Source organism: Novisyntrophococcus fermenticellae (genome assembly GCF_018866245.1).
Lineage (GTDB): Bacteria > Bacillota > Clostridia > Lachnospirales > Lachnospiraceae > Novisyntrophococcus > Novisyntrophococcus fermenticellae.
The window spans coordinates 1,896,112-1,913,283 of sequence record NZ_CP076458.1 but is presented as its reverse complement, the minus strand read 5'-3'; the positions used below and the strand labels follow the sequence as shown (position 1 = coordinate 1,913,283).

The window sequence follows — 17,172 nt, the reverse complement described above, 5'->3', positions numbered from 1 at the left end:
ATTGATTTGTTAATTTTGCATTTTAGAAAAAAGACGGGAGGGTTATATTATGTTAACAAAAAGACAAAATTTACTGGAAACAATCCATGGGGGGAATCCGGATCGGTTTGTAAACCAATATGAATATCTTCAGTTGGTATATGATCCGACAACACTGGCATCCTTAGGAAACTGTCCAAAGGGAGGAAGCGGACGCAATGGTTGGGGTGTTATGATTCGTTTTCCGGAAAACGTACCCGGTCCGTTCCCCGATACGAGCGAAGAATTCAAAGTCATAAAGGATGTGACCAGATGGCGCGATTATGTAAAAGCACCGGAGATACATTTTAATAATGAGGAATGGGCTCCATTTGTAGCGATGGCAGAGGATGCTGACCGGAATGAGCAGTTTGTAGCTCCATTTGTGGGACCGGGCATCTTTGAAAAGCTCCATTATCTGATGGGGATGGAAGAAGCAATGATGGCATTTTATGAAGAGCCTGAGGCTATGCATGAACTGATTGATTTTCTGGTGGACTATGAAATATCTGCAGCCGCAGAGATTATAAAACATCTTCATCCGGATGCCTTGTTTCATCATGATGACTGGGGAAGTCAGCGCTCCTCTTTCCTTTCACCCGATATGTTTGGGGAGTTTATAGCGCCGGCCTATAAGAAAATCTACGGTTTCTGGAAAAATAATGGCGTAGAACTGATTGTACACCACAGCGATTCTTATGCAGCCAATCTGGTACCATATATGATTGATGCAGGCATTAATATCTGGCAGGGAGTCATGTCTACGAATAATGTTCCCGAACTGGTTCAAAAGTACGGGGGGCAGATATCCTTCCATGCAGGGATTGACAATGGTATAGTAGACCGGGTAGACTGGTCGAAAGAAAACATTATGAATGAAGTGGAAGAGATGTGCAAAGCATGTGGTAAACTGTATTATATACCCGGAACCACCATGGGAGGACCTGAAAGTACATATCCGGGAGTTTATGAGGCTGTTTCCGAAGCAATTGATGAAATGTCAAAGAAAATGTTTTAAATAATAAAAAAGCCGGAGTTTCCTTTTGGAGATTCCGGTTTTTCATACTAAAGTACTTGAATACCTCCTTTGGCGGAATAGAAGAAAAGAATAAAAACATTCCGGATGGAATTTCGGAGGTTACACTGACAGGAGAAATCAGCTTTTCAGGAGTCACGATTCTATACATTTAAGATTCCCATATTGACATTTCAGAACAAGTGCTATACTATAAAAATAGTTTTCAATTGACGGGAGTCAAACAATATAGAATTTGGAAAGGAGAGAAGCGTATGTATACAAAGAAACAGCGTACCATAGCACTTGTGACCTGCATGGCTGTTCTGTTTGTCACGCTTTTCTCTATACTCTTTATTACCGAAGAGGCAGAGCATGCCTGTACGGGAGAAGGCTGTCATGTCTGTGCAAGTATTCACCATGCAGAACAGTCGCTGAAGCAGCTGGGCAATGGCTTAACTGAGCCATTTATCATTGTATCGCTTTTTTTTCCGGCTGTACTATGCTGTTTTACAGCGTTATTTGTAATACCATGTATTACCCCTATCAGCCAAAAGGTGAGAATGAACAATTGAATAAGAACTTTCACTGACAAGGGCATATTCTACTCAGTTTTAAGCGGGATAATTGCTTCCTTGTATTTTTGCACCCTTTTTTAGACTGCAATAAAAAATCTGGAGGTTCATGATAATGAAAAAATATATTTCTATAATTCTGGCAGGAGCACTGGCTTTGTTTCTATTGTCAGCTTGTGGCAATGAAAATGATAGTCAGGAAAAATCACTTCAAATCGTAACAACTATTTTCCCGGAATATGATTGGGTTCGTGAAATTCTTGGAGCTGATGCGGACCATACAGAACTTACTATGCTGCTGAATAATGGTGTTGATCTGCATAGCTATCAGCCCACGGCAGAGGATATCTTAAAAATTTCCACCTGTGACCTGTTTATCTATGTTGGCGGTGAGTCTGATGCCTGGGTGGAGGATGCGTTACAGGAAGCCACAAACAAGAATATGCGGGTAATCAATCTGTTGGATGTGCTTGGCAGCTCTGCAAAGGAAGAAGAACTCGTAGAGGGCATGGAAAGTGAAGAAGGAGAAGAGTCCGGTGCAGAGGAGGAAGGTCCTGAATATGATGAACATGTATGGCTGTCATTAAAAAATACACAGGTGTTCGTGCATGAGATTGCAGATAATCTGGCAGAAATTGATTCACAAAATGCAGATAAATATCAAAATAATGCTGCTGCATATAATGAAAAGCTGGCGTCTCTGGATGAAGACTATAAGAGCACGCTAGATGCCTCTTCTCAGAAGACCTTGCTTTTTGGCGATCGTTTTCCATTCCGGTATCTGGTGGATGATTACGGGCTTTCTTATTATGCTGCTTTTGTCGGATGCTCCGCGGAAACTGAGGCCAGCTTTGAAACAATCGCTTTCCTTGCCGGCAAGACAGAGGAACTGGGGCTAACGTGTGTTTTGACGATTGAAAGCTCTGATCAGAAAATCGCTCAGACAATCATAGATAATACACAGACGAAGGACCAGAATATTTTAACGCTCGACTCCATGCAGTCTGCCACTTCCGAGGATGCTGCAAACGGCGTGACATATCTTTCTGTCATGGATAGTAATCTGTCCGTGTTGAAAGAAGCGCTGCAATAAAAAGGAGGAGGGATAGAACATGGCACTTATTACCTGTCAAAATCTGACGCTGGGGTATGATGGCAAGGCCATCGTGCAAGATCTCAGCTTTTCAATCCATGCCGGAGAGTATTTCTGCATTGTAGGAGAAAACGGTTCCGGAAAATCTACATTAATGAAAGCCCTGCTTCACTTACAGCCGCCCATCAGCGGAAACATTATGACAGGTGACGGACTGAAGTCAAACGAGATCGGCTATTTACCGCAGCAGACCATGGTTCAGAGGGATTTCCCTGCATCCGTTAGAGAGGTTGTTCTCTCCGGGTGTCAGGGACACTGCGGCCTTCGGCCATTCTATAACAGGGAAGAAAAAGCATTGGCAGAAGAAAATATAAAAAAAATGGGGCTGGAAGATCTTGGAAGTCACTGTTACCGGGAATTGTCCGGGGGTCAACAGCAGCGGGCGCTGCTCGCCCGTGCACTTTGTGCAACCAGAAAGGTGCTGCTTTTAGATGAGCCGGTATCCGGCCTTGACCCGAAAGTCACTGCCGAAATGTACCGCTTAATTGAGCAGCTGAATCGTAAAGACGGTATTACCATCCTTATGATTTCCCATGATATACAAGCGGCAATTACCTACGCCAGCCACATTCTGCATATATCGGATACGACTTTCTTTGGCACAAAAGAAGACTATCTGAAAAGCAATTCCGGAAAGCAGTTTCTATTTATGGAAGGAGGTGCGCGGCAATGAATATATTTTTTGAAAAGCTGGCATTATATCTGGGATATCCGTTTGTCCGCTATGCGTTGATTGTGGGTGTTTTGATTGCCCTTTGCTCATCTTTGTTCGGTGTGACACTGGTATTAAAACGCTTTTCTTTTATCGGGGACGGTCTTTCCCACGTGGCATTTGGAGCTATGGCAATTGCAGCCATATTAAATCTGAGCAATGAGATACTGTTCGTTCTTCCGGCAACGGTTGTGTGTGCTGTACTGCTTCTGAAAACAGGACAGAACGCTAAAATCAAAGGGGATGCCGCAATTGCCATGATTTCAGTTGGGGCGCTGGCTATCGGCTATCTGTTGATGAATTTATTTTCCACATCATCAAATCTGTCGGGCGATGTCTGCAGTACACTATTTGGCTCTACTTCTATTCTGACACTGACCAAAGGTGAGGTATGGTTGTGTGCCGGACTGTCTGTGCTGGTAGTTGCAATCTTCATTTTATTTTATAACAAGATTTTTGCAGTAACCTTCGATGAAACCTTTGCACAGGCGGTAGGGAGCAATGCCGGGGCCTATAACTTGCTGATTGCCGTTGTGATTGCTGTAATTATCGTTCTGGCGATGAATCTTGTAGGGTCACTTCTGATTTCTGCGCTGGTGATATTCCCGGCACTGTCTGCTATGCGGGTGTTTAAGAATTTCAAGGCTGTTACGATTTGCTCGGCGGTACTTTCTGTGTTCTGTGCTTTAGCAGGCATTTTGATTTCTATTCTTGCGGGAACCCCGGTAGGATCTACAATCGTAGCCGTGGATATTGTGGCTTTTGCATTTTTTTCTCTGGCAGGAATTGTGGCAGGAGGTATAAGAAAATGAACAGAAAAAGCATCATCAAAAAGCTCATTGCTTTTGTACTGCTAATGGCACTGGTTGGGTGCTCAGAAGGAAAGGAGAATCCCAAAACAGTTTCTGATGCTCTTCCTGCCAATATTACAGTCACAGAAGGGGCAGCAGCCGCAGATGATGGGATGGCAGATGTTGACCTGACACAGCTTAGCAGTACAATGGTCTATTCTGAAGTTTACAACATGATGGTCACACCGGAGAACTATATCGGAAAAACGGTAAAAATGCGTGGGCAATTTACGGTTTATGAAGCCGATCCGGATTCGGACTATAACTATGGAGGGGATCGTTATTTTTCGGTAGTTATTGCGGATGCAACTGCCTGCTGTCAGCAGGGATTAGAGTTTGTCTTAGCTGGTGATTCTGTTTATCCGGATGACTACCCTGAAGTGGGAACTGAGATTTCTGTCACAGGTACCTTTGAAATTTATAAAGAAGGGGAGTATCAGTATTGCCGGTTGGTGAATTCAAAAATAGTCTTTTCCTGATAATAGCCGGATAAGGGGTATTTCTTTCATTTCTCCATAACTTCTACATATTTTGGAGTTATAGTATACCCTATATTGAAAGGAGTGGTGACATGGCATCAGACATCAGACATATAAGTCTTCGAATTGGTGGTATGACATGCATAAGCTGCCAGCAGCGGATTGAAAATGCACTGCAGAAAACAAAGGGTATCCGCAAAGTAAAGGTCAGTTACAGTACCGGAACCGCTGATGTGGATTTTGATATACAGCAGATTTCCGAATCAAAGATTAAAAATGTAATAGAAGAAACCGGATATTCAGTATTAAAGGAACATACAGATAGGGCTCAGAACAAAAACCGAGCTGTTGGATTTCTGATTATCATCGCTGCGTTATATGTTCTGCTTGAGCAATCAGGAATTTTGAATCTGCTTGTACCAGGTCAGCTTGCTGAAACAAACATGGGATATGGTATGCTCTTTGTTATTGGCCTGATTACATCCGTTCATTGTGTGGCGATGTGTGGGGGCATAAACCTTTCTCAGTGTATTACACAAAACCAGAGCAACGAGGGGGAAAGCCGGTTCGCTGCACTCCGCCCAACGTTTTTATACAACCTTGGAAGGGTAGTATCCTACACGATCGTTGGCTTTATAGTCGGCGGTCTGGGTTCAGTGATTACATTTTCCACCACAGCTCAGGGCGCATTAAAACTGACAGCCGGTATTTTTATGATGATCATGGGCATGAATATGCTGGGCATTTTCCCCGGGCTTCGCAGGCTGACTCCCAGAATGCCCCGGATCTTTTCCCGCAGGATAAACGCTGAAAAGGCGAAGAGTAACAGCCCCCTGATTGTCGGACTGCTGAACGGTCTGATGCCCTGCGGTCCCTTGCAGTCCATGCAGATCTATGCACTGTCTACGGGCAGCCCGTTTGCCGGAGCCTTGTCCATGTTCCTGTTCAGTCTGGGAACTGTTCCGCTCATGTTCGGTATTGGTGCACTTTCTTCCATGCTCAGCAAGAAGTTCACGCATAAGGTAATGACTGCCGGTGCTGTGCTTGTTACCGTATTGGGACTGTCGATGCTCTCACAGGGATTTACTTTATCAGGATTTTCGATTCCTTCTATTTCTGCCAATGCATCAAAGACATCAGAAAGCACAGGCGATGCGGCTGAAATTGCAGACGGAGAGCAGATTGTGAATTCAACGCTGCAGCCGGGCAGCTATCCGGAAATTACGGTTCATGCAGGGATTCCTGTAAAATGGGTTATCGATGCACCAAAGGGGAGTGTCAACGGTTGCAATAACGCCATATACATACCCGAATATGACATCGAATATAAGTTTAAAACAGGAGAAAATATCATTGAGTTTATGCCGGATAAAACAGGACAGTATAATTACAGCTGCTGGATGGGAATGATACGAAGTATAATTACAGTGGTTGATCCGGGTACGGAAATTCCCGAGGCTTCTGATAATGGTGGTGATACATCTGATTCCGGGCCACAGCCTGCCAACGTACAGATTCCTTCTGATAATATGGCGATTGCCGAAATGGTTACAAAGGAGGATAAAACCAGCATTCAGCAGGTAAAGATTACACTCACAGATGAAGCTTTTAGTCCAGCCATCGTGGTTGTTCAGACAGGAATTCCTGTGGAGTGGGTCATTGACAATCAGTCGGAAAAGGATGAAAATACAACGATGATTGTGCCTGTGTACAATTTGAAGGGAGTACTTCAGAAGGGTGAAAATTCACTTGGGTTGAATCCCACAGAGGATTTTGATTTTTCCAATGGCGACAATACGGCTTATGGGTACGTGAAAGTTGTGGATGATATAAATAATTTTGACGAAGAGGCTGTTAAAAAAGAGGTTTCAGAATTTGAAACACTGATTTATCCGCCATCGTGGTTTCAGACAGCTTCGTGCTGCCAGTGATTTTATAATAATGAGAAGAACGAGCCGGAAAGAAAAGCAGGAGGAAACAGGAAATGGTGCAGAATAAAAGGGCACAAGGAAAAGGTTTCAGGAAAAAGTGGATAGTTCCCACTGTGGCAGGAATTATATGTCTTGCAGTTGTTTTGGGATTTGCAGCCAGACCGGGAAGCAAGACAGAGAGCACCGGGAAGAGCGATACTGCAGTAAATACCGACATTGTAATTCCCATCAGCGAAGTCAGTGAAACTGCGAAATTTTATTCAGCCAGGATTGATGATACAAATCTGGAGGTTCTTGCTGTAAAAGCTCCGGATGGAAGCGTACGTACAGCGTTTAATACTTGTCAAATCTGTTACAGCTCAGGCAGAGGATATTACAAGCAGGAGGGTGATGTACTTGTATGTCAGAACTGCGGTAACCGATTTGCAATGAGCCAGGTTGAAATAGAGTCGGGCGGGTGTAATCCGGTGCCGATATTCGATGAGAATAAGTCTGTGAGCGACACAAATATCACGATATCAGCTGATTATCTGAAAGAAGCAACAGCCATCTTTGCCAATTGGAAGACAGAGTATTGACACAATTATAAAAAGGGTTATAATAGCTACAAAAACCACGGTTACACAGGAGGTATTTTTGAAAATGAAGCATGTACTTGTGGTGGATGATGAACATAAGATTCTGGAAGTCGTGACAGCCTTGTTTGAAAGTAAAGGATTCAAGGTATTCGCGGCTTCGGATGGTCATAAGGCTATGGAAATCAGCGGCAGGGAGAACCTGTCGCTGATTGTGCTTGACCTTATGCTCCCTGATATTTCCGGTGAAGAAGTCTGCCGCCGAATCCGTCAGCATTCACGGGTGCCGGTTATAATGCTGACTGCAAAGGTTGAAGAGGAGGATCTTCTGCATGGATTTGCGACAGGCGCGGATGACTATATCACGAAACCATTCAGCCTGAAGGAGCTGTTTGCCCGTGCGGAAGCACTGCTCAGACGTTCGGCACCGGATCTTGTCCCTCTGACGGTCCGTAATTCCTGGAGAAACGGTGAATTATTTGCTGATTTTGAACAGGGAATTGTCAGGAAAAACGGGGTAGAGGTTGCTTTAACGGCAAGTGAGATGAAAATTCTGGCTGCGCTTGTAAAATACTCCGGAAAAGTATTTACTCGTGGGGAACTCATCAATATTGCACTTGGGGACGGCTTTGACGGATATGACCGTGCGGTAGACAGCCATATCAAGAATCTGCGCCAGAAGATTGAAAACGATCCCAAAACCCCGGTTTATATACGTACCGTTCATCGGCTGGGGTACAAGTTCGGAGGTGAAGATGAGACGTAGTTTAAGAACGCAGCTGTCGCTGACGATCCTCACTGTCCTGCTGCTTGTAATCGGGCTGATCAGCATTTTTGCTAATTTCGTTATTAACCGGCAGTTTGAGTCATATCTTGCAGAGCAGGAGACAGCGCGAAGTGAAAATATCGTATCTGATCTTGGCGGACAGTGGAATGCGATGACGAAGACCTGGAATAAAGAATATATTCATGCCGTAGGCATGTATTCTCTGTATGACGGATATATCTTAAAAATACTGGATAATAACCATCAGGTAATCTGGGACGCAGAAAATCACGATATGACGCTGTGCTCCCAGATCATGTCCGATATTATCGCTCGAATGGAGAAAGCCAAAAAGTCCGGTGATTTTGATTCACATACATTTGATCTTGTGCAAAGCGGACAAAAGACTGGCTCGGTTATCATCAGCTACTATGGCCCCTATTTCTACAGTGAAAGTGATTTCCGATTTATCAATGCTATGAATACGTTCCTGATTTGTATCGGTCTGGCTGCATTTGCGGTCTCCATCATAACCGGATTATTACTTGCACGCCGCATTACGCGCCCGGTTTCAAGAGCTGCTGAAGCTGCAAAGCGTATTTCAAAGGGTGATTATGCGGTCCGTATTAAAAATGAAACGAATACCAGGGAATTGGAGGATCTTATTTCTGCTATAAACCATCTTTCCGCAGCGCTTGAAGACCAGGAAAAATTACGCCAGCAGCTGACTGCGGATGTCGCCCACGAGCTTCGGACACCTCTGACCTCTGTTGGTTCCCATCTGGAAGCTATGATTGAAGGAATCTGGGAGCCGACAACACAGCGCCTGCAAAGCTGCCGGGAGGAAGTTTTACGGCTGGGCTCAATTGTGAGTGACCTGGAACAGCTTGCCAGGGTAGAGTATCAGAATCTGAGGCTGAATCTGGTATTGACAGACGTGTGGGAGGTCGTACAAAGTGTTGCTCCGACCTGGGAAGCGGAGGCAAGGAAACAGAATATCAGATTTTCGGTCAGCGGTTCAAAGGCTGTTGTACCGGCAGACAAAGACAGGTTGGCACAGGTGGTGATGAATCTTTTATCAAATGCGGTGAAATATACACCGGAGAACGGAGAAATCGATGTTTCCATATTCACCACAGAGCAAAGTGCAGTGCTTGAAGTCCGTGACAGCGGCATAGGTATACCGGAAGACGAGCTGCCTTTTATATTCGAACGGTTCTACCGTACCGATAAATCCAGAAACCGAAAAAGTGGAGGAGCAGGCATCGGGCTTGCAATAGCAAAATCCATTGTAACGGCTCATGGAGGCACGATTACCGTGGAAAGCAAAAATGGCAGGGGAAGTAAGTTTACGGTGAAGCTTCCGGGATAGCAATGATTTAAAGATAAAATTTGACATCCTTAAAAAAATGTGCTACCTTTATATATAATTAATAAAACAATTACCGGTTTTAAGTTCCTGGTGCTATGTGCGATTGGGTGCAGGCATCAGGCCAAGAGGGAACAAGGTTAGAATCCTTGGCAGTCGTGCTACTGTATGCGCGTAATTTCTCCATATACCATTGTACACATTGTAAAATTGTATGAGAAGGGGAGAGATGGGATTGCGTAAGCCAGGAGACCTGCTTAAAGCTGTTGCCAATTATTACACGCAATGATAAATGGAGTGGGAAATTGTCTTTCTTTTTGTACCCTTTTTACAAAGAGAGATTTCCTATTTATCATGCGCATACTGCGGCAGCGAAGGTAATCGTTAAGATAGCTTTATTTTCTTGTGATTGAAAGCTGAGGTGCAGTGTGATGCTGCATCTTTTTTTGCAGGAGGTAATAAAATGGGAGGAAGGGTCTCCGTATGGAGAGCAGAATCAGGAAATACGTTTACAAAGTCACAGGATAAAGAAATCGGAAGACAGAAAGAATGGACGGCAGATCAGAGCTGCCGGTCGATTGGTGAGGGAGCCTTCAGAAACAACACCAAATTGCGGAGGGTTATCCTGCCGGAACATGTAAAAGAGGTGGGTGTTAAGAGTTTTGAGAATACATCGCTCAGGAATGTGGAGATGAAGGGAATCGTGTCGGTCAGGAAGGAAGCGTTTTATAACTGTACCAGGCTGAGTCAGGTTCGTATTCCCAGAACAGCTAATTTCATAGGAAAAAGGGCATTTGCACAGTGCCGGCGTCTGGAACAGGTGCAGATTGAGCGGGGAAGTGTCTGCAGGGAGATTAAGCCTGAGACCTTCGCAGGCTGCAGTAATCTGAATTCTGTGAACATTCCGGACGGCATCACAAGAATTGAACGGCGGGCATTTTACAAATGTACAGCGCTGGAGGAGATGAAATTTCCCGCCGGATTAAAAGAGATTGGCACAGAGGCCTTCTATCAGACGGCGCTAAAAGAATTGACGCTGCCGGAGGGCTTGGTAAAAATCGGGGACAGCGCATTCTTAAAATGTAATCAATTGGAGTATGTGTGTATTCCTGAGAGTGTAAAGGCGATTGAAAAGTGGGCATTTCATGGCTGTAACCGGCTGAAGATTCTGGAAATCAGAAGGGATCCGGCGGAAATCGGACCGTGGATTATCAACCGCAGTGCTAAAATCCGATGCCGAAAAGGTGGAATTGTGGATTCTTATTGTCAGGAGTCTGGATTTCAGGTAGAATATATAGAGAAGAAGGTTTGAAAATAAAAAATATGTTAAATATTGACAAGCCATATACTTAGTACTATACTGAAAGTGAAGAAAAAAAACTGAATATTGAAAAGCTTTTGTGGTCAGAGTATACGCTCTGTTTAAAGGAATCCGGTGAGAATCCGGAACAGTTATCCCTGCTGTATGGGGGACGAAAAAAAGCAGGATGCCACTGGAGGATATCCGGGAAGGCGCTTTTGAGTAGGAGGAACCCAAGTCAGAATACGAACACAAAAACCCTAGATGCTACGTCCATAGGCAGAATGGAGGTGTATTTTTTGTACACTCCGATAGGTATTATTGATTATAGTGGGACAGGCGCCGTCCCGGTATGATAGGAACTTTTACGTTAGTAATACTTAAACCGCTTAGAAAAGCGGAGAAAGGAGTAACAATGAGGTTAAAGAATTCAGTTAAGAGGATGGTTGGAGTTGTTCTGGCAATGGTGATGGTAATGTCCATGAGCATGAGTGTGTTCGCTGCCGGCACGGATATTTCGGTTACGGTGACACTTGATGCAGTAAGCGATGGAACACATCCGGCACTGCATGGAACGAAAACAGTGTATGTTGCGCCTGGTACCGATGTAGAGACAATTGTTAAACAAGCATTACCAGGTTTAGGTCTGAATATCACACAGGGCTACTGGAAAGTGGTGCCGGATTGGGTAAATCCCAGCATTACTTACAATGCACTGGATGGTCTGTATATCAATGGGACAGCGCCATCAGATTTGCATTACCAGGGAAAGGCCTACGAGTCCGATGTTGCATATTATGGAGTTGGATGGACATACTCAGGCTTTGACGGAAGCAGCCCATTGGATGAAAACAACTATATGAGCCAGAATACGATTAGTATAGATGGATCCAGTGTTGCACTCAAATATAGTAATTATTACTATCCCAAAACTGCATAATAGCAAAAGATTTTATCTAAATCACAGGGCGGTATGTATACATATCGTCCTGTGATCTGTTATGAAAACAATGGAGGAAGGCTATGAAAAGATTTATTAATTTATTAGTTTTGATTACAACAATAGGTATTTGCTCAAGTATGAACCTAACAAATGCCCAGGCATCTGGGGCGGGGGAAGATGAATCCCAAATACAGATGAAACTTATATACAACGATAGAAGTGTAACGGAGCTTGAACCTTTGGATGCAAATTCTAAGATACTAGTAGGTAATATTGACCTTTTTAATATTAGCGTTCAAACGAAAATAACGATAGAAGGAACTTTACCTGATGCGGATAGTCGGGTTTCTGAAGTTTTTGGCTCATTAGATCTTTTTAATAGTGAAGGAACAGTGTTTAATGAATCTGACAAAACAATTGAAAACCAGATAGTGGACGGAAAAAATAATTTTAAAATTACTTATGAAAACCTAATGTCTAATATGGATATTTATTTTAATACAAACATAAAGGGAGCCCTTTATTTTGAAATCAAAACAGAAAGTCTGAATGGCAGTACTGATAACTATATTGCCATATTGGATAACAAAGCGCTACCAGTTGACACTAGTAAAGATTCATTGTTTCTTACCGAATATGTAGGAGTGAAAAATAACGATTCAGATGAAATCTTGTCAGGTACTACGGAAATGACAAAGCTTGGAAAGGGTGACAGCAAATTTCATTACGCCGAATTATCGAAAGAAATTCGTGATATATCCATGGTTGTTAATAGACAACAAAGTAAAATAGAAACAGTTAAATTCAGTGAGGCATCAGGGAAAAGTCTTTACTGGATGAGCATTGGAAATAATTATATTTCGGTCAATGGTGGTCTGGTACAGCGCTTTGTTGTAAATAGTAATATCTACAAAAATCAAAATAGTACACCGCCGCTACATCTGAAAAAAGGATTAAATGTAATAAATTTATCGTTTATAGTTGGAAAACCCCCAATTGCATACGATTTTAGTACAATGCCTCCAGGCATGAAAGATAAGGATATAAGTATTCCATGGCTGAATTCATCTAATAATATGGAACAAAGATACGTTTTAAATATTCCATATATTATATACTGGGATGGGGAGGAATCTGAAATTGAGCCAAGTAATGATGCTGATATTGCTGAATTAAAAGCAAATTCATTTCCAGAGGATTATAAAGTTCCAACTCAATACGAGATAGGAATCGATATAAATTCTGGTGGATTTAAGGTGAGTATTCCAAAAACCATTAAAAACAACAAGCTCCTTCTGGGGATTCTACCATCTGCTCCCGGAGCCAATGTCAATGTTCTTGGTAATGAACAAAGCGAGGGCGGCTATTTCGAGGATGGAAAAGATCATTGTGGAAATTATTATGGAATTAATCTGGATGATCCAACCATAGAAACAGATGATAACGACAATAAAATTGTCAAGATAGAGGTAACGGCACCGGATGGGATTACGAAAAAAATACATAGAATTGAAATCATGCGCAAATCCAGTGAGTGTTCGCTTGAATCACTTACGTTTCAGGGAGGAAGTGTACGTGATCTGGATCAGCAGCTGAGTCAGGGTGAACAGAGTTTTATTCTCGACTTGGATTCTGATAACAGTCCAATTACGTTGGATAATATTCAGGTCTCTTCCGATGCAACTTATACAGTAGACGGGCAAAGGGTTGAGGGTGATAAGATTACCGTATCTGCGGGCGATATCACAAGGCTGGAAGTTCTTGCAGAGGATGAGATTACATCAAAGCTCTATCTTTTCCTGCATAAAATGGAGGATGGAACGTTACCGTACTTCTCTGTTTCCCAGGAAACAAAAGATCTTGCCAATGATATGCTATCAGGATGGCATGCCCGTCCTAAGTCGCAAAAAAAAGACTTGCGTGGTTCATGGCCGATTTTCTCTGCATGTGCAACAGCGACAGATGAAAATAATAATTTGGACGGAAATGTTATAAATGATGTTAGAAAAAACACATATAATCAGCCCACAGATTATGGCCGGGATATCTTACAGTTAGTTATGACCGGTGAAAATCCGTATGAATATACCGATGATAAGGGGAATAACCTGGTGGAACATCTGGAACAGGACTGGACTGGACCCTTTGCCAATAAGATCTGGGCTTTGATGGGACTACGGGCAGCGGGTGCGAACATTCCGGACGGGCTGGTGAAGGATGTGACAGCACTGGCGGGAAATGAGTTCTTTGATCTGGATATGCGTGCATGGGCGCTGGGTGCTGTTTCCGATTTGATTCCCAAGACCCAGCTGGCTGCGCTGGTGGAAAAATTCAGACCAACACTCATTACAGAAGGTGACGAAGCTGGGATGTTCTATAACTTCTGGTACAAATATGCGAATACAATATCCCATGGATGCGTGTTGGAAGGCATGGCCGCCGCAGGAATCGATATTGAAAAAGTATTTGCCGTCAATGATTCCATCACTCCTTTAAAAGCATTGCAGGGATATCAGTTGGAAGATGGGTCTTTCTGGTATGACATTAGTAAAAAAGAACCCATGTGGGCAAAGGATGCCATTATAGGGTTGGGAGATATCGTTCATGGGGATAATGTCTGGAATCGTTATGCACTTACGGTAGACAAGTATCAGGATCTTTTAAATGTTGCCAGTGTGCTCTACGGAGACGATGGACAGGGCATAGACGATGAGAAAAAACGTGAAGCATTAAAGGAAACATTAGAACAGGCAGCAGATGCACTGCCAGATAGTACTGATATTGTCGAGGGATTGGGCAAATACTACTATGCATTATATGAAGCAGTGGCGAATATCAATCCGGAACTTGTGAAAAAACCGCAGGTTCGCGTATGTACCTTGGAAGAATCAGATCAAGTGGATACGGTAATCGTATCTATAGAATCCCTGCATGATCTGGCTGCCGTGAGCGAAGAAAAGATAGCAGAAGTAAGGGAAGCCTTTGGAGCTCTGGGCGGCGGCGATGTGGAGCTAAAAGCAAAGCTGCAGGGATACGTTACCAATCAGAAACTCTTAATTCAGGCAGAAAAGTATCAGAATTTTGCCGATAAAGTAGCAGCGGTAGGAACCGTTGATGTAAACAGTGGTGCAGCAATCCAGGCGGCGCAGGATGCATATGAGGAATTGGACGATTCTTTAAAACAGGAGCAGCCGGTAAAGGAAAGATACAAGATATTACAGGAGAACCATACGGTATATCAGGTCATCACAGCGATTGCTAACTTACCGTCAGCAGATGTTCTTGCCCTTGAAGATGCAGATGCTGTCAGTGCGGCCAGAGCTTCGTATGATGTATTGGATACAGATTTAAAAGCGCAGATATCCAATTCTTCCGATTTGATTACTGCCGAGAAGAAAATTCGGAATCTGAAAGCTGTTAAGACTGTATCGGAACTGATCGAGGCCCTGCCGGATTCGAAAGATCTTTCCTACGAGACAGACGGGGATGCGGTAAAGAAGGCATATCAGGAATATATGCTGCTCACAGAAGAACAGAGGGAACTACTGGATTCCGATCAGCGCGATAAGCTGCTGGACGATTATGAGACGATCAAAGGGCAGCAAAGCGATGCCGAGGCGGTTCAGGAAGTGATTGAGAACATCGCGGATATTCCGGCGCTTGAGGAACTTACCCTGGAGGATGATGCATTTGTAAAAAGTGTCAGAGGTTTGTATGAGAGCCTTTCTACGGAGGCATTAAAGGCGAGGGTAACTAATTACACCGTACTGACAGGGGCGGAGGCGAAACTGACAGCCTTGAAGCAGGAGGATCTGCTGGAACTGATTGAGAAGCTGCCTGATCCTGAAACTCTGGAAGGACATAAGGAAGACGGCTCTGATATGAAGATAACAGAGAGAGTCCTTCAGGAAATTGCAGCGGCTGTGAGCCGGTATCAGTCTATGGATGAAGCATTGCAAAAAGTATTTGCCAATGAAAACCCTGCAGAATACCGGAAGCTTATGGACTTGAAACAAATCGCAGAGCAATATAACGGTTATATCGAAGAGGTGCTGACACCGCTGGTGGAAGAAATTGCATCCTTTGAACTCCCGGTTACAAAATACAATATGGGAATTGCGGGAGACCTGCTCACCAGATACCAGGCAAATGAGGAGGCAAAGACTTATCTGAATAGTATCGCCTGGGAGGATGGAACCCGTCTGCAGGATAAGATGGAGACAGTTGAAAGTCAGTTGTCCACCCTGAACAGTGATCTGGAAGCTGCAGCTAAAGTGGATAACCGGATCGAAGATCTGCCCGATGAAGTCAATCAGGGGAATGTTAAAGATGTAAAGGCAGCCCTGGAGCAGATACAAAAGCAGTACAATGCGTTGAGTGAACAGGCAAAAACCTTTATCATCTATCTTGACCGCTGGGAAGATATAAAAACGGGACTGGATGATTTCCTGGAGGCTCAGAAGATAACCGAAGCTGTGATGTCTCAGATAGAGGATGCGGTTGATGAAGATAATGATCTTTTGTCGGAGGATACGATTGTGGCGCTGAAAAAAGCCGAAGCCGCCTACGATGCACTGACCCCTTCCCAGAAGACACTGATATCCGCTGATCTGGTGAAGGCCATGGATACGATGAAGGAGAAAATCTCTGCAGCAAAGAAAGAGGAAAATGTAAAGAATAAACTGGTTACTTATAACGGGACGATTCCCTGGGATGTTGTACTCAAGATAGAGCGCATTGCCCAGTCGGAAGACCGCTATGCCGTCCTGCGTGATGAGCTGGATGAAGAGAAAAAAGCATCCACCCTGAATGCATTCAACGTAACTGCCTATCAGATCCTGGAGGATGGAAGTTATCAGGATTTCATGCCCGAAGGAGGAATGAGCCTTACGGTACATACCGATGAGGATCTGTCAGGAAAGACGCCGGTAATCGTACACCTGAAAGAGGATGGAACCGTGGAGTTCCTTCAGGCGGACGCAAAAGATGGAGATATTACATTTACAACCCAAAGCCTGTCTTCGTTTGCATCCGGTGTAATCCGGGAGAATACAGGCTCCGGAGATGATGGAGATGGAAACAACAATAATGGCAGCAATACAAATAATTCGAATAATGGAACGCAGAAAAAAAACAGCGGCGGAAACAGCAGTACCCCTCCTGGAAACACTACAGGAGGCAATGCGGGTGTGCCAAAGACCGGGGATGTACTTGCAGACAGGGCAGAATCCATGATGCTGTTGCTGTTCATGAGCACAGGTGTCCTTATGCTTTGCCTGAAAAAGAAAAAAAATCAGAGCATCTGAGAAATGGGGAGATACATGAGAAGAGATAACATGGGAATTAAGAGAATTCTGGCATTTCTCCTGGCACTTCTTTTGTGCTTTGGCGGAGGGATGTATGATGCAATTCCTGCCCGGGCGCAGGGGGAGCCTCTTCAGTTATTGTATCAGTAGAAAAATTCACGCTGGGGAAAGGGTGGATT

Annotated in this window: 14 protein-coding genes and 2 riboswitches; all 14 genes read left to right on the top strand. The window is 43.8% G+C overall.

Annotated elements, in window-relative coordinates; all coding sequences use genetic code 11:
- Positions 1–49: 49 nt before the first annotated feature.
- The 14 genes from KNL20_RS08650 to KNL20_RS15915 all read left to right on the top strand — a co-directional run bounded on the left by KNL20_RS08650 (position 50) and on the right by KNL20_RS15915 (position 17,143).
- Entirely contained in the window at positions 50–1,036 is a 987-nt protein-coding gene (locus tag KNL20_RS08650; protein WP_230397385.1) for a uroporphyrinogen decarboxylase family protein, read from the top strand.
- A 272-nt stretch (positions 1,037–1,308) separates the two neighbouring features.
- Entirely contained in the window at positions 1,309–1,608 is a 300-nt protein-coding gene (locus tag KNL20_RS08645; protein WP_230397384.1) for a hypothetical protein, read from the top strand.
- Positions 1,609–1,723: 115 nt separating this feature from the next.
- Positions 1,724–2,701: a metal ABC transporter substrate-binding protein gene (locus KNL20_RS08640; protein ID WP_230397383.1), complete on the top strand. Its 978-nt coding sequence runs from the start codon at positions 1,724–1,726 to the stop codon at positions 2,699–2,701.
- A gap of 19 nt (positions 2,702–2,720) precedes the next feature.
- Positions 2,721–3,434, top strand: a complete 714-nt coding sequence (locus KNL20_RS08635) for a metal ABC transporter ATP-binding protein (RefSeq protein WP_230397382.1) — start codon at positions 2,721–2,723, stop codon at positions 3,432–3,434.
- Entirely contained in the window at positions 3,431–4,285 is an 855-nt protein-coding gene (locus KNL20_RS08630) for a metal ABC transporter permease (RefSeq protein WP_230397381.1), read from the top strand. Before KNL20_RS08635 ends, KNL20_RS08630 begins: the two co-directional genes overlap by 4 nt.
- Positions 4,282–4,803 (top strand): hypothetical protein, encoded by a 522-nt coding sequence (locus KNL20_RS08625; RefSeq protein ID WP_230397380.1) that lies wholly within the window; start codon positions 4,282–4,284, stop codon positions 4,801–4,803. Before KNL20_RS08630 ends, KNL20_RS08625 begins: the two co-directional genes overlap by 4 nt.
- Positions 4,804–4,895: 92 nt before the next feature.
- Positions 4,896–6,734 carry an urease accessory protein UreH domain-containing protein gene (locus tag KNL20_RS08620; RefSeq protein ID WP_230397379.1) on the top strand — a complete coding sequence of 613 codons (1,839 nt, stop codon included), beginning with the start codon at positions 4,896–4,898 and terminating at the stop codon, positions 6,732–6,734.
- Between the two features lie 53 nt (positions 6,735–6,787).
- Positions 6,788–7,312, top strand: coding sequence for a DUF2318 domain-containing protein (locus tag KNL20_RS08615; protein WP_230397378.1), 525 nt, complete (start codon positions 6,788–6,790; stop codon positions 7,310–7,312).
- A gap of 64 nt (positions 7,313–7,376) precedes the next feature.
- Positions 7,377–8,075, top strand: coding sequence for a response regulator transcription factor (locus tag KNL20_RS08610; RefSeq protein WP_230397377.1), 699 nt, complete (start codon positions 7,377–7,379; stop codon positions 8,073–8,075).
- A complete protein-coding gene (locus tag KNL20_RS08605; RefSeq protein WP_230397376.1) occupies positions 8,065–9,447 on the top strand; it encodes a sensor histidine kinase in 1,383 nt (460 codons plus the stop codon). Before KNL20_RS08610 ends, KNL20_RS08605 begins: the two co-directional genes overlap by 11 nt.
- A gap of 64 nt (positions 9,448–9,511) precedes the next feature.
- Positions 9,512–9,719, top strand: a riboswitch (cobalamin riboswitch).
- A gap of 188 nt (positions 9,720–9,907) precedes the next feature.
- Positions 9,908–10,756 (top strand): leucine-rich repeat domain-containing protein, encoded by an 849-nt coding sequence (locus KNL20_RS08600; protein ID WP_230397375.1) that lies wholly within the window; start codon positions 9,908–9,910, stop codon positions 10,754–10,756.
- A 71-nt stretch (positions 10,757–10,827) separates the two neighbouring features.
- Positions 10,828–11,013, top strand: a riboswitch (cobalamin riboswitch).
- A gap of 146 nt (positions 11,014–11,159) precedes the next feature.
- Complete coding sequence (locus tag KNL20_RS08595; protein ID WP_230397374.1) at positions 11,160–11,684, top strand: hypothetical protein; 525 nt, start codon at positions 11,160–11,162, stop codon at positions 11,682–11,684.
- Between the two features lie 83 nt (positions 11,685–11,767).
- Positions 11,768–16,993: a hypothetical protein gene (locus KNL20_RS08590; protein WP_230397373.1), complete on the top strand. Its 5,226-nt coding sequence runs from the start codon at positions 11,768–11,770 to the stop codon at positions 16,991–16,993.
- Between the two features lie 15 nt (positions 16,994–17,008).
- A complete protein-coding gene (locus tag KNL20_RS15915) occupies positions 17,009–17,143 on the top strand; it encodes a hypothetical protein (RefSeq protein ID WP_268966515.1) in 135 nt (44 codons plus the stop codon).
- Positions 17,144–17,172 lie beyond the last annotated feature (29 nt).